This is a genomic window from Rhodococcoides kyotonense (assembly GCF_001645385.1).
In the GTDB taxonomy this organism is placed as follows: domain Bacteria; phylum Actinomycetota; class Actinomycetes; order Mycobacteriales; family Mycobacteriaceae; genus Rhodococcoides; species Rhodococcoides kyotonensis_B.
The window spans coordinates 12926-24845 of the sequence record NZ_LVHI01000013.1 but is presented as its reverse complement, the minus strand read 5'-3'; the positions used below and the strand labels follow the sequence as shown (position 1 = coordinate 24845).

Below are 11920 nucleotides of genomic sequence, written 5' to 3'. Positions count from 1 at the left end.
GTCAAAATGGAGCGGAGCCCGTTCATGGTCGACCCTCTCGTTGCAGCCGAGGGCCCGGCCGACCCCCGGCTGGCGCGCTCACGTAACCGGTTACTCGAAGCGGCGGGCCAGCTGCTGTCCACCGGCGGTGTCGAGGCGGTCACCGTGGAGGCGGTCACCCGCATGTCGAAGGTTGCACGTGCCACTCTGTACCGCCACTTCGGAAGTACCACTGACCTGCTCGCTGCAACCTTCGAGCGACTACTACCCCCAGTCGACACCGATATCGATACCGGTCCGCTACGCGAACGTCTGATTTCGGTGCTCACCACCCAAGCCGACCTCATCGACCAAGCTCCGGTGCAAATGACCACGCTGGCGTGGCTGGCAATGGGACCCGTCAACAGCGGCGACGCCAGCCGGCGCGATCTCGATCCTGGCGCGGTGGTCTCGCTTCGGGCCCGTGTCATAGAGCAATACCGCAGGTCCCTGGATCAGATCCTGACGGCCCCTGACGCCCGCACTGTGCTCGGCGAGATCGACACCACCTTCGCCCTCATTCAGCTCCTCGGACCGATAGTTTTCGCTCGCCTCACAGGACTGCGCCACATCCACGCCGACGACTGCATCCAAATCGTCGACAACTTTCTCGCCGCCCATGCCGCAAGTGTCCGATCGAGCACTTCGCGCGACAACAGCCGTCCACGGCCGGCCGCGACGCTAGACCCGCAGCTCACCGACGGCCAATAAAACTTGATGCGAAATTTCACCATCGATGCGCTATCCAGTCAGGGATCGCAGCGCTCACTGGATACGGCCGGACGTGTGCTCGAGAACTTGGAGTTGCACTGCAGTGCACTTCGGACATCGTGCAGCCGTCTTCTGAAACTGACAGATCGGTCGACGCTCGGACCAGCCTGTCGGTGTCCTGGTAGATAGTGTCGGAAGTAATCCCTGTTTGATCGTAGATTTCGAGACGGAGGGCTCCAGGTGGACGAAAACCTGATCGGGTACGCCCGATGCTCCACACGAGGACAGGATCTGCGAGCGCAGCGCACAGCCCTCCGCAAGATGGGCGTCGACACCGGCAACATCTACACCGACCGCGGATACACCGGACGCAACCGGGAACGGCCCGGCCTCACCGAAGCCCTCGCGGCAGTGGGGGAGGGCGACACCTTGGTGGTCACCAAACTCGACAGACTCGGACGTTCGGTGACCGACCTGAACGCCATTGTCACCGAACTCGACGCGAAAGGGGCACGGTTGATCTATGGTGGCCAGGTCTACAGCCCCGGTGATCCGTCGAGCAAGATGTTCTTCACCGTCCTCGGCGCAATGGCCGAGTTCGAGGCCGACCTAACCCGCGCTCGTACTCGCGAGGGCGTTGCAATTGCCAAAGAGCAGGGCCGAATGACCGGCCGCAAGCCCAAACTCACTGCACTGCAGCATGAACGCCTTCTCAAGGACTACGAATCCGGCGAGTTCGGTGCCGTCAAACTCATGGAGCTGTACGGACTGAGCCGATCTGCCGTCTATGCCGCCCTCATCCGTGCCCGCGAGCTACGCGACGGAGCACCCACACCCCGCGCCACCACCAGGAGCTGAAAAACGATGACCACCGCCATCAATCGCCACGCCACCGAGATGCTCGATGGAGCCCCGTTCGGCCCCGCCGTCGAGGCGGCATCATGACCGCCGAACGGGTGGTCATTCGGTGCGCCTGGTGCGACCAGTGGCATTCCGATCCTCCAGCGAATCTGGTGCCGTCCCATCCGGTCTATCACGACGAATGCCGCCCAGCCGGTTGGCACGGCTGGACCGCCGCCGATGCTAAGGCTGCCGGTCCCGCTCGGCCCCGCCGGTAGCCCGCGTCATGACAAACAGGAGCTGAATGACAATGACCACCGCAGCCGACCGCCGTGCACCCGACATGCTCGCCAAAGCCCAGCTTGCTAGCACCTGCAATGAACTCGGCGAACCGTGGCCTGCATGGTCGACTGGCGACCAGCTCGCAGTGGCCGTTCTGCTTCACGACACGGACACAATCGTTGGCCTCGATTATACCGAACACGATGCATTGCAACGACTTCGGCGCACCTACGGCTTTCATCAGCTCAATACCGCGACGCAGTGGTTCGCGGACCTCCGCGCCCGCCTCTGACCACACCCCACGTACCCATCCGACCGGAAGGCCCCGGCAGTGCTCCACACACCACCGGGGCCGGTCGATCACAGAACGGACCTGCGATCAATGAGCAACGCTAATACCCCCGACCACGACCCCACCAGCGAGGACACCCTCGACATCCACCCCCGCGTCCTGACCGGTGCCCTGATCACCGGCCTGGCCATCGCCGTCATCGTCGGCGCGGCGTCGTTCAAACTCTCGTTCTCCACCCTGCTCGACCTCGCCGTCATGGCCGGTATCCACCGCGGCGACGCCTGGGTCATTCCCGTCGCCCTGGACGGACCGATCCTCGCCTGCGCTGTCATCCGGATCGCGCTGTCGCAGCACACCGACCCCGCTACCGTCCGGGGCCGGCGGCTCGTCGTTGCAGTGCTGGCGATCATGGCATTGCTCTCGATCGCAGGTAACGCCTACCACGCAGTCTTGACTGCGACGGTCCTCAATGCCGCAGTCGCAGCAGCAATAGCAGCATTAGCGCCAGCGATGGTCCTGACGATGAGCGAGATCGTCGCCGTCGTCCTGCGCGCACCACGTCGCCGCCGTGCCCCGGCCATTACTCCGAGCGAGATTCCGCGTTCACTCGATTCGACCACCGACACAGCTCACATCGACGACCATATCGACCGAGTGGATGCCGAACAGAACAGCGCGACAACAGGATCGGCTCTCGCCGGAATCGACGAAGACCTCGACAACGGCCTACTCAAGCCAGCCGTATGGACCAGCGTCGACCTCTACCTCAAGAACCCCGACTGGTCCTTCAGTGACATCGCACGCCACCTCGAGCTGCACACCTCGACCGTCTCGCGGCACATCAAGACCTGGACACAGGTCCAGCAGAACATCGCCAGCGAACGCAGTACCGCCGCGCCCGGAATCGTCGACCAGGCGCACACCATCGCCGACGCTGACCACGACCACAGCGGCGAGGACGTGACCGAAGCGCGTTCGGAGTACGGCGACGCGGACTACGACTCGATCAGCACCGATCGTGACTATGCGGGTGCGGCGCGGTGACCCAGGAACGAGCAATCAGGACACGCGCCGACATCTTGGACGGAGCGGCAACAGAATTCGCGCACTACGGATATGCCGGATCGTCGATCAACCGCATCCTGGACAACACGGCAAGCACCAAAGGTGCGATGTACTTCCACTTTTCGTCCAAGCGGGAGATGGCCGCAGCGGTACTCGACACCGCCACCACGAGCTACGCCGCCATAGCGGCACTCTGGAGCACTGCGGACGGCGTTGACCCGCTCGATGCGATCGCAGGGATGGTCGACGACGCCGCGCAGGCATACGATCACGACGTCTTCCTGCGGGCCGAAGCCAGGTTGAGCGTGGAACCGGACTTCCATCCCCACCGCGCGTCCGCAGCGTGGGAGGCGGCAGTGCTCGACCTCGCGGCCCGCGCCGTCGATTCCGGCTCTCTGCGAACTGGATTCACCGCAGAGCGGTTCGTCCGCGTTCTGGCGGCATCACTGGCCGGGTATCGCCTACTGGCCCACATCGTCCCGACAGGGTTCGGGTCGTCGATCTCGAGCGGCTACCGAGAATCGCTCGATACCGTCCTCGCCGCCGCGCGCACCACCGAGACCATGAGGTCTGCGACCGAGAAGATGAACACCGGGTCATCTCTGCGGCGCGCCACCGAGAACACCGATGCCGCTCGGGTATGAACGAGGGGTGGACACCGTCACCAAGCCGACCCGGCACGCACCGACCCGGCGCCGGCCCAGGCCTCCGGTTCACCGCCCGAACGAGGACCGGGTGGTCATGATCGACATCGACGGCGTCCTGGCCGACATGTCCGCGCACGACAGCGTGCTGACCGACAACGAAATCGACCCAGCTCAGCGGTGGCGCGAATTCTTCGCCCACGTACCCGACGCCGCAGTGCTCGCCGGCGGGCACGATCTGGCCTGGGCGGTCCACGGTCTCGGCTACACGATCGTCTACTCGACGACGCGCCCCTCATACGCTCTGCCCGCGACACGAGCGTGGCTCACCGACCAGGACTTCCCCGACAGCAGAGCGGTCCTCGGCCGACCCGCCTCCGAATACAACCAACACACACGGCAGGCCTGGCAGATCAAGCTCGGCCACGCCAGGGCAGTGACCAACCGGCACCCGGCATGGCTACGCGGCTTCGTCGACGACGACCCCGACGCCGTAAATCGCCTGAGCAGCAACGGTGTCCGCGCACACCAGGCGGGCACCCTCGCCCAACTCGGAATCGCATCACTACGCAGCACGCTGGACGCCTGCTGAGATCGACCCAGCTCGGTGGTGGCGCGACTTCTTCGCCCACATACCCCGACGCTGCGGTGCAGGCCGGACACACCATCGGCAACCGTCTAGTGGATTTGACTAGAAATAGTCTAGTCAGCTAGACTAAACTTATGGTGACCGAGCAGCCTACGCGCAAGGTGGTCAAGGAACTCAAGGCGGCGGGGTTCTTCTCGGTCCGCACGGTGGGGTCTCACAGCACGTGGGTCTCGGCCGACGGTGCAGTGAAAGTGACTGTTCCCGACGGGCATCGGACCATTTCGCCCGGTGTGTACCGCAAGATCCTCGCAGCCATGAAGGAGGCGCAGAAGTGAGCAAGACCTACACGGTGTCCATCACCCGCGACGGCAAGTGGTGGATGATCGCCGTCCCCGAACTCGACGCGCTCACCCAGGCGCGCCGCATCGACGACGTGGCAACCGCAGCGAAAGAGTTGATCGCCCTCGAAACCGGCGTCTCCCTCGCTGACGTCGAGATCGAACAGCACATCGAACTCGAGCCCGGCGGAGAAGACCTTGCCGCCCGCGTGGCCGACATCAAAGCCCAACGCGCCCGTCTGAGCGAGGAGGAGGCGCGAGTGAAGGCCTCGACCGAAGCGTTCGCCAAGCAGCTCGCAGGAGCGCACGTCCCCGTGCGCGATATCGGGTCGCTCCTCGGCGTGACCTTCCAGCGCGCAAGCCAACTCGTCAACAACTGAGCAAATCAAGGGAGGTTCTCGTCGTGACCACCAGCGACCGCAGTTTCGATCCGGACTCCGACCACGGACAGTCGGGCTGGGTGACACTGCCCAGCGGGCAGCGCGCGTACCGGTACGAGGGCTCCGACGATCTGATCTACGACGCCGGAACCGCCCCGGAGTCCGCCGCGTCGAACTAGACATGGACCCCATCGAACGCGCCGCCATCGCCGACGAGGGCTACGACCCCGACGACCCGGCCGTGGACGCCGCAATGGACCGCGTCGTGCGTCTCCTGGCCGACCACCGCCACCTGACGGCCGATCCCGAACTGTCGGTCGAGTACCTCGTGGACGCCTCGAAAGCCCACGACGCGCGGTGGGCACCGGACGTATGCAGGTAGTTCGACATCGAACGTATGTTCGCATAGATTGACGCGAGGAGATCCGTTCGGCGAAAGGTCGCACTCATGGCCGGTACAGCCGAGACGATGCCCGACCTCAGCGGCCTGGACAAAGCCGCGCAACTCGCGGCGCTGCGGCGAAGCATGGCCGCAATTCCCGGCCGTAGAGACCATGCACCCACCGGCCCCGATGAACCCGGTGCCGACGTCGCCCCACGTGTGGCATCGTCGACCGTCATCACTGGCGCAACCACCACCGGTGTCGAGGAACGAGCCCTCAGTGGCCCTGTGCGCGCACGAAGCCTGCGGACCATCCCGACGCCCATGCCGCTGTCCGATCTGCTCCCACGCGGTGCGTTGGCCCGAGGAACGGCCATCTCGATCACCGGTGCAGGATCGATCCTCGTCGGGCTCGTCGCTTCCGCCAGTACGGCCGGCCATCACGTCGCACTGATCGGACAACCCAAGTTCGGGCTCCTCGCCGTCCATGAACACGGAGGTGATCTGTCCAAGGTCCACCTCGTCAAAACAGGGGACGGCGACCCATTGGACGTCGCCAGTGTCTGTATCGATGGGATCGACCTGGTCATCAGTACCGTCCACGACCGCGATGTACCGCCGACTCGTGCACGGTCGATCCTTGCCCGAACACGCACTCACGCAGGGGTATTCGCAATCACCGACGGCCGAATGCCCGGTCTCGATCTGACGATCTCCTCTCGGCCCGTCGGTTACGGCGGCATCGAGCAGGGCAGGGGCCGGATCCGGTCGATCACCGTCGAGACCACCGTCCACGGACGCGGTATCACCGAGCGCACCGGTCGATACACCCTTACCGCACCCACGTTCGGCGAGCACGGTCTGCGCTGGTCGCCAGCGGTCACCGATGCAGCAGCCGGTCACCGGCCCCACCGTTTGGCGGTCGCGCAATGACGCCCGACCTGTACGAGAACTGGCCTGTCACCTTCGATCCCCCCACGCGCCACGTCGTAGACCCACCTCGAAGGGTGTTGGTCAATGTCGCGCTCACCGTGGCAGGATCATCCGGAGGCGGTTCTTTCCGCGACGGGACGCCTCTCAAGGTTCGATCCGAGGGCCTCTCGATGGACGTCAAATCCCCGGGCCTGCTCCATGCGTGGGCGAAAACATCCCGCGGACAATGGCTTTGCCAGTTGAGTTTCGACATACCGATCGGCAACGGCAAGGGGTTGTTGCGTCTCGAAGGCCAGTGGTGCCCAGCCGAGGCTGCAACTCCCGTCGACTAACACCGGGACCGTTGTTCAATAACTCGGCTCGATCACACGTACAAGTCCGCGATCCGCATCGAGAACCTCTACCCACTGCACTGATTCGAGTCATGCTGAGTCGCTGCCGATGTGCGACAACGGCTGTCGGTCCCGACTGTCGATGTTCGAGGCGGTAGGCCGAATCGGTAGGAATGCCGAAACTTGTTGCAGCGCTTGACTTTACAGTTTGAGACTGTAAGGTTAGGGCATGGAAGAAACCAGCCGGACCCTGATCGCCACCACCTCCCAGGTCGAGGACGAACGCCACGACACGCTCGTCGCAGTGACCGTCCGGTACGGCACGAAAGCGATCGATTACATGCTCTCTCCGAGTGCCACCACGCACGAGGGGATTCGCTCGTCCGCCCACGAGCTGCTCGGAATCTACGGATACGAGGTCACCGGGGAATGGACCGACATCGCCGCCGACGGTGCCACCTGGCAGGCTCCCGTCGCCGGAGTGGGGGACGGGCTCGGGTGCGGCGGCATCTGCCCGGACTGCGGACCACCGCCAGCGTGAACGAACCGCTCGACACGAGAAGGCACCGGGCAGCTGATATCTGCCCGGTGCCCACCGCATCACACCACATCACACCAGGGGAGAGACAACCGATGACCATCACCACGCCCGCACCGACCTCGACCGGCTACACCCTCGTCGCCGCCGACCCGAACGAACTCGACATCACTGACAACGTCCGCGACGGCGTCGACATCACCGCCAACCCCGACTTCGTCGCCTCCATCGCCGCCCACGGTGTCCTCCAGGCGGTCTCGGCGGTCCGCCGCGCCGACGGGACCCTGGTCGTCCACGATGGGCAACGCAGAACTCTCGGAGCCCGCGAAGCCGGTTTGACCTCGATTCCGGTGCTGGTGCGTGAGCAGAGCGACGACGAGAAGGCCGCTGGGATCGCACGGATCACCGAGCAGGTCGTATCCAACGATCAACGCGAAGACCTCACCACCGGCCAACGCGCTGCCGCCGTCACCGACCTGCTCGACCTAGGCCTGAACGTGCAGAAGGTCTCGACAGCACTGCACGTCCCCAAGGCATACGTCGAAAAAGCCGGTCGAGCAGGACGATCCGAGCGCGCTCGCCGCCAGCTCGACGACCGTCAGCTCACCCTCGAAGGGGCTGCGATTCTGGCCGATCTCGAAGCCGCCGCCGAGACGGAGCCGTGGATCACCGAGGCAATCGAGCAGATCTTCGACAACCGGTTCGGCTTCGAGTACCGCCTGGCCACCCTCGCGCGCCGCCTCGACGAACGCGCCGAGGCCACGGCCGCCGCAGTCGAGTACACCGCACGCGGTTTCACGCTGCTCCACGACGAACCGTCCACCACCGACGGGGAGTGGTACTCCCTCGCGGACCTGCGGACTGCCGACGGCAGTGCGGTCCCGGCCGACGTACCGGAGCAGGCACCGCAGCTGTGGCACGTTCATGTCCAGGAGACCGGCACTATCTGGGTCGACAAGAGCACCCGCGAGGAAGTCGACGAGGACGACATCGACTTCGACACCGAGGGCGACGACGAAGCTGAGGCGTACGAGGAGCTGCGGCACGCCAACACGGTCGAGAAAGTGACCGCCTGGGGGTACGAGTTCTTCCTGCGCCACGACCAGCGGACTGCGGCCGGCCTCGAACTCGCCCCCGAGAAGATCGCCGCCGCAGCAGCCGAGGGCGACGACACAGAGGACGGGTTGACCCCGGCGCAGCGGAAAGCGGCCCGCGCCGAAGCCGAACGCATCGAGACCGAACGAGCGGAACGCCGAAAAGTGAAGGCCCTCAACCGCGCCGGGGCCACCGCGACCGAGGCGCGACGCGCGTTCCTCACCGGCCTGCTCGCGGGCAAGACAGCCCCGAAGAACGCCACCAAGTGGATGGTGACCACCCTGGCAACCCATGGTGATGTGTTCACCGAATCGAAGTGCTCGGAGCGGTACGGCGAGATCATGGGCTCACCGCTGCGCGAGGTCGACCGCAAGGCCACCGGTGCCACCGCCACCCGCGCCGAGGTGTTGCTGCTCGCCCGAGTGCTCACCGCGTTCGAGGCCCGCCTGACCGGGCCGCAGGACGCCAAGGACTACTGGCGCTTCTCCGCCAAGCACTACCGAGGGTTGGTTGGCATCGACAGCTACCTGACGTTCCTCGCCGACAGCGGACACACCCTGACCCCGGTGGAGCAAGCGGCGATCGGCAACATCACCGTCGACGCCGCCTACGCCGCCGTCGACGACGACTCCTGACCGACACCGCAACGAGAGAAATGCCCCGACCATCACCCGATGGCCGGGGCTTTCATCTTCGTCAAGATGTCTTGACGCCTGGATATGTCAGCGGAACGGCGTTTCCGAGCAATGTACGTTGAACGACGCTGTCTGGTACCCGTAGCGGCCGAGCATGGACTTGGCTGCCAGGTAGTTCTCGTACTGGTAGGGCCCTGGCCCGACGTAGAGGCCGATGACGGCGTCCTGCGTCAGCTCCACAACATTGCGATACGGCACCAAGCCTGTCGCGCCGGGACGAAACTCGGGCACGTCGAAGAACCCGGGCTGAACGAACCGCCATTCCTGTTCCTCGCGAAACCCCTTGTGTTTCACGCTGGCGGCCACGAACGCCAAAGATTGAACGGCTTTGTGAATGTTGCCCTGTGTCGGTCTTCGTTGATGCTGGGTCCATCGTTTCGGCGATGAACCAGTCGACTGCACCGATCAACGGTTCTTCGAGAGCGTCCGAGAGGTATTGCACTTGATGCAATCCGAGTCCAGCTCGATGAACGTTGGAGCCGTCCGATCGAGGGAACTTCGAGGGGTCGAAGCCGATCGCGAATCCTCCTGTTCCTTGGCCGTAGCCGCGCCACTGGCTCAACATGTCGGGATCTTCCGAGAACGAGACAGTGCAACAGTGGAGGTAGTCGGGATACTCACGGTCGATGATCGACTGGATTGCGTCGCATACCGCGCGCATGAATGTGTCCGCTGCGGGATTGCTCTGGAACAGTCCGCGTCCGCCCCAGAGGCGGAGGTGTTCGAGAACGAGAGCGAGGCCGTGGGTCAGTTCACGGCGGTCGTTGAGGAACTGCGCTGCCGTGGCCCGCAGGACCGGCTTGTACGAGCCCGACCCCACGACGTTCGGATCGGGCATCTGCTCGACATTGGTGAGGATTCCCAGCAGTCCGGCGGCGTCGGTGTAGTGCCACAGTTGGTCGGGTAGTGAGGTCGGCTGCTCCGCCGGCGTTGCTACCGAGGCCGGATCGACGTCCCTCTCCGGTGACGTCACCCGCGCAGGTCGGTTCGCGCGCCGCTGCCAGGCCGGTTGGCGATCCACTGCTCGATGTCCTCTCGCGAGAACAGCGGGGTGCGCGAGAGGTGTCGAGCCGGTTTGGGGGCCTGTCCACGTGTGACGTACGACGACCACGTCTTGGCCGATATGGCCTTGCCGGTCTTGTCTTCGATCAGCGCCAACACGTCGGCGGTGGTGAGTTCGTCGGGCATCGGGTGCTTCCTGGGTCGTAGTGGTCGATGCCCTGACCTTACAGGCTCCGACTGTAAGGATTCTGGTTCCACGCCTTGCACCTTACAGTCTGACCCTGTAAGGTTCGGGTATGACCTCGACACGCACTGACGGCACCGAAAGTGATTGGCAACAAACGCTGTTCACATCCTGTGCATTGCCTGGGTGTGCTGTTCCGGTCGCTACACCGGGCGATGTGTGCCAGTCCTGCCGCGCGGCGTTCGGGGACATGCTGAACGTACGAACCGACGGATTGGCCCGTGATCCCGGAGCAGGTTCGCGCCGACCTCGCTGCCCGTGACGCGAGCACCCGCGAGCAGTACCGTGCACAGGCCGCCACCGTGGCTGCCGCGCAGCAGGTTTCGACCCGCAAGCGCAACCAGATCTGCTGGCTCTGTGAAGAGCGGCGGACCTGCACCTCGACCGCCGGGCGCTGAGAATGCGCCGACTGTCAAACCTTGCCTTCCTGAACATCTGCGCACGGCCCGCAACCGCTGTCGCTCCTTTTCTCCACCGATCTGGGGAGTACTCATGACCGCCACCCTCACCGCGCCCACTATGCCCACGCGCCGCCGCCTCAAAGGAGTTGGAATGAAACTGATTTCGCTCGACACCCAGTTCGACGGAACGATCGTCGACATTCTCGGCTACCGCACCGCGCACGCAGGCCGCGTCGAGGTCACCGCCCTGCTCGACGCACCCGGTGCCTGGTACAGCCGCACCCACCCCGTCGTCATCGACGCCAGCGACGTACGACTCTCCCTCGCCGTGCAGTCCATCACCCGCCCCGAGCTGGGCGTGCGGTGATGGCCGAGACCGCAGGCCAGATCGACATCTTCGAGGTGCTTGCCGCCGCCGAGCTGGACGAGCAGAACAGCCGCGTCCAGCGGTACGGCATCCCGATCCTGTTCGCCAGCCCCACCCGAGGGGTGCAGGCTCGCGTAGCCGAATTCGAAACCTGGGCGACCACCTGGGGTCGCCACGGCTCGACCGCCGCCTCTCACGCGTTCTGTCCGGGAATCTGCGACCCGTCCGCACCCACCGAGATCTGCCAACCCACCTGTATTGCAGCGGACCTCGACTGCTGCTGCCCGGATACGAGCAGGGACACCGCTTGCCAGTGCGTCGGCGGCGACCTCTACCGCGGCGCGTGCACCGGCTGCCCGTGGGAAGGGGAGAACCGCGCAGACGAGTCCGAGGCAGTGTGCGACGCTCTCGATCACGCCCAACCCGGCTGGATCGACGACCTCCCGATCGTGATCCCCGAACGCACACCGTCGCAGAAGGATGAGGTGTGGACAGCGAAGGTTATCGACATCGTCGGGGAACGCCCCACCGGATGGCCCGTCATCACCCGACGTGGGGTCACCATCGGCCTGCGCTCGGTCCCGCACCGCTCACCGTGGGGTGGCTACGACGTCGCCGCCGCCACCGCCGAGGCCCACCTCGCCCGCCAGCACTGAACTCCCAGCCCCGACGCTACTGAATTATCGAGCCGGAAAGGTCAACCATCTATGAACACTTCACTTGCCCAGGCGATCACGTCGCCCGATGTCCCACCGCTGTCGGCCGAGATCCT

Annotated in this window: 19 protein-coding genes; 17 read left to right on the top strand and 2 right to left on the bottom strand. The window is 64.9% G+C overall.

All coding sequences use genetic code 11. The features are described from left to right. The first annotated feature begins 24 nt into the window (after positions 1-24). From A3K89_RS12605 to A3K89_RS12545, 14 genes are all read left to right on the top strand, one after another. Positions 25-729, top strand: a complete 705-nt coding sequence (locus A3K89_RS12605; protein WP_037147412.1) for a TetR/AcrR family transcriptional regulator — start codon at positions 25-27, stop codon at positions 727-729. A gap of 240 nt (positions 730-969) precedes the next feature. Further along, complete coding sequence (locus tag A3K89_RS12600) at positions 970-1587, top strand: recombinase family protein (RefSeq protein WP_068426365.1); 618 nt, start codon at positions 970-972, stop codon at positions 1585-1587. Between the two features lie 292 nt (positions 1588-1879). Continuing rightward, entirely contained in the window at positions 1880-2143 is a 264-nt protein-coding gene (locus tag A3K89_RS12595) for a hypothetical protein (RefSeq protein ID WP_068426363.1), read from the top strand. A 90-nt stretch (positions 2144-2233) separates the two neighbouring features. Further along, entirely contained in the window at positions 2234-3187 is a 954-nt protein-coding gene (locus A3K89_RS12590; RefSeq protein ID WP_068426360.1) for a DUF2637 domain-containing protein, read from the top strand. Continuing rightward, a complete protein-coding gene (locus tag A3K89_RS12585; protein WP_068426357.1) occupies positions 3184-3852 on the top strand; it encodes a TetR/AcrR family transcriptional regulator in 669 nt (222 codons plus the stop codon). The genes A3K89_RS12590 and A3K89_RS12585 overlap by 4 nt, the downstream gene beginning before the upstream one ends. Before the next feature lie 97 nt (positions 3853-3949). Continuing rightward, positions 3950-4444, top strand: a complete 495-nt coding sequence (locus A3K89_RS12580; RefSeq protein WP_157105311.1) for an LNS2 domain-containing protein — start codon at positions 3950-3952, stop codon at positions 4442-4444. Positions 4445-4575: 131 nt separating this feature from the next. Next, entirely contained in the window at positions 4576-4776 is a 201-nt protein-coding gene (locus tag A3K89_RS12575) for a type II toxin-antitoxin system HicA family toxin (protein WP_068426352.1), read from the top strand. Beyond that, a complete protein-coding gene (locus A3K89_RS12570; RefSeq protein WP_084423766.1) occupies positions 4773-5159 on the top strand; it encodes a HicB family toxin-antitoxin system in 387 nt (128 codons plus the stop codon). The genes A3K89_RS12575 and A3K89_RS12570 overlap by 4 nt, the downstream gene beginning before the upstream one ends. Positions 5160-5182: 23 nt before the next feature. Next, positions 5183-5338 carry a hypothetical protein gene (locus A3K89_RS25750; protein WP_157105310.1) on the top strand — a complete coding sequence of 52 codons (156 nt, stop codon included), beginning with the start codon at positions 5183-5185 and terminating at the stop codon, positions 5336-5338. 2 nt (positions 5339-5340) lie between these two features. Continuing rightward, the gene (locus tag A3K89_RS12565; RefSeq protein WP_068426351.1) at positions 5341-5541 is read left to right on the top strand and encodes a hypothetical protein; all 201 of its coding nucleotides are present in this window, start codon (positions 5341-5343) and stop codon (positions 5539-5541) included. A gap of 66 nt (positions 5542-5607) precedes the next feature. Continuing rightward, the gene (locus A3K89_RS12560; RefSeq protein WP_068426350.1) at positions 5608-6474 is read left to right on the top strand and encodes a hypothetical protein; all 867 of its coding nucleotides are present in this window, start codon (positions 5608-5610) and stop codon (positions 6472-6474) included. Between the two features lie 170 nt (positions 6475-6644). Next, entirely contained in the window at positions 6645-6806 is a 162-nt protein-coding gene (locus A3K89_RS26330; RefSeq protein WP_254303515.1) for a hypothetical protein, read from the top strand. Positions 6807-7035: 229 nt separating this feature from the next. Next, a complete protein-coding gene (locus A3K89_RS12550; protein ID WP_068426347.1) occupies positions 7036-7347 on the top strand; it encodes a hypothetical protein in 312 nt (103 codons plus the stop codon). Positions 7348-7439: 92 nt separating this feature from the next. Continuing rightward, positions 7440-9074 carry a ParB/RepB/Spo0J family partition protein gene (locus tag A3K89_RS12545; protein WP_068426344.1) on the top strand — a complete coding sequence of 545 codons (1635 nt, stop codon included), beginning with the start codon at positions 7440-7442 and terminating at the stop codon, positions 9072-9074. Positions 9075-9161: 87 nt separating this feature from the next. On the opposite strand, the gene A3K89_RS12540 is transcribed toward A3K89_RS12545, so the two are convergent. Both A3K89_RS12540 and A3K89_RS12530 read right to left on the bottom strand, forming a co-directional pair. Next, positions 9162-9440, bottom strand: coding sequence for a hypothetical protein (locus tag A3K89_RS12540; RefSeq protein ID WP_157105309.1), 279 nt, complete (start codon positions 9438-9440; stop codon positions 9162-9164). A 663-nt stretch (positions 9441-10103) separates the two neighbouring features. Then, positions 10104-10322, bottom strand: a complete 219-nt coding sequence (locus A3K89_RS12530; RefSeq protein WP_068426336.1) for a helix-turn-helix transcriptional regulator — start codon at positions 10320-10322, stop codon at positions 10104-10106. Positions 10323-10601: 279 nt separating this feature from the next. Here A3K89_RS12530 and A3K89_RS26325 point away from each other — a divergent pair, with 279 nt between their 5' ends. The 3 genes from A3K89_RS26325 to A3K89_RS12520 all read left to right on the top strand — a co-directional run bounded on the left by A3K89_RS26325 (position 10602) and on the right by A3K89_RS12520 (position 11804). After that, positions 10602-10778, top strand: coding sequence for a hypothetical protein (locus A3K89_RS26325; protein ID WP_254303514.1), 177 nt, complete (start codon positions 10602-10604; stop codon positions 10776-10778). A 154-nt stretch (positions 10779-10932) separates the two neighbouring features. Then, positions 10933-11148 (top strand): hypothetical protein, encoded by a 216-nt coding sequence (locus A3K89_RS12525; RefSeq protein ID WP_157105308.1) that lies wholly within the window; start codon positions 10933-10935, stop codon positions 11146-11148. Further along, on the top strand, positions 11148-11804 hold the full coding sequence (locus A3K89_RS12520) for a DUF6349 family protein (protein ID WP_068426331.1): 657 nt from the start codon (positions 11148-11150) through the stop codon (positions 11802-11804). Before A3K89_RS12525 ends, A3K89_RS12520 begins: the two co-directional genes overlap by 1 nt. The last annotated feature ends 116 nt before the right edge of the window (positions 11805-11920 follow it).

What these genes read in the sequence shown, in the direction of transcription:
- A3K89_RS12605 (WP_037147412.1), top strand. Translation starts at nt 25, where the DNA reads ATGGTCGACCCTCTCGTTGCAGCCGAGGGCCCGGCCGACCCCCGGCTG.
- A3K89_RS12595 (WP_068426363.1), top strand. Translation starts at nt 1,880, where the DNA reads ATGACCACCGCAGCCGACCGCCGTGCACCCGACATGCTCGCCAAAGCC.
- A3K89_RS12590 (WP_068426360.1), top strand. Translation starts at nt 2,234, where the DNA reads ATGAGCAACGCTAATACCCCCGACCACGACCCCACCAGCGAGGACACC.
- A3K89_RS12580 (WP_157105311.1), top strand. Translation starts at nt 3,950, where the DNA reads ATGATCGACATCGACGGCGTCCTGGCCGACATGTCCGCGCACGACAGC.
- A3K89_RS12575 (WP_068426352.1), top strand. Translation starts at nt 4,576, where the DNA reads ATGGTGACCGAGCAGCCTACGCGCAAGGTGGTCAAGGAACTCAAGGCG.
- A3K89_RS12565 (WP_068426351.1), top strand. Translation starts at nt 5,341, where the DNA reads ATGGACCCCATCGAACGCGCCGCCATCGCCGACGAGGGCTACGACCCC.
- A3K89_RS12560 (WP_068426350.1), top strand. Translation starts at nt 5,608, where the DNA reads ATGGCCGGTACAGCCGAGACGATGCCCGACCTCAGCGGCCTGGACAAA.
- A3K89_RS26330 (WP_254303515.1), top strand. Translation starts at nt 6,645, where the DNA reads ATGGACGTCAAATCCCCGGGCCTGCTCCATGCGTGGGCGAAAACATCC.
- A3K89_RS12550 (WP_068426347.1), top strand. Translation starts at nt 7,036, where the DNA reads ATGGAAGAAACCAGCCGGACCCTGATCGCCACCACCTCCCAGGTCGAG.
- A3K89_RS12545 (WP_068426344.1), top strand. Translation starts at nt 7,440, where the DNA reads ATGACCATCACCACGCCCGCACCGACCTCGACCGGCTACACCCTCGTC.
- A3K89_RS12530 (WP_068426336.1), bottom strand. Translation starts at nt 10,322, where the DNA reads ATGCCCGACGAACTCACCACCGCCGACGTGTTGGCGCTGATCGAAGAC.
- A3K89_RS12525 (WP_157105308.1), top strand. Translation starts at nt 10,933, where the DNA reads ATGAAACTGATTTCGCTCGACACCCAGTTCGACGGAACGATCGTCGAC.
- A3K89_RS12520 (WP_068426331.1), top strand. Translation starts at nt 11,148, where the DNA reads ATGGCCGAGACCGCAGGCCAGATCGACATCTTCGAGGTGCTTGCCGCC.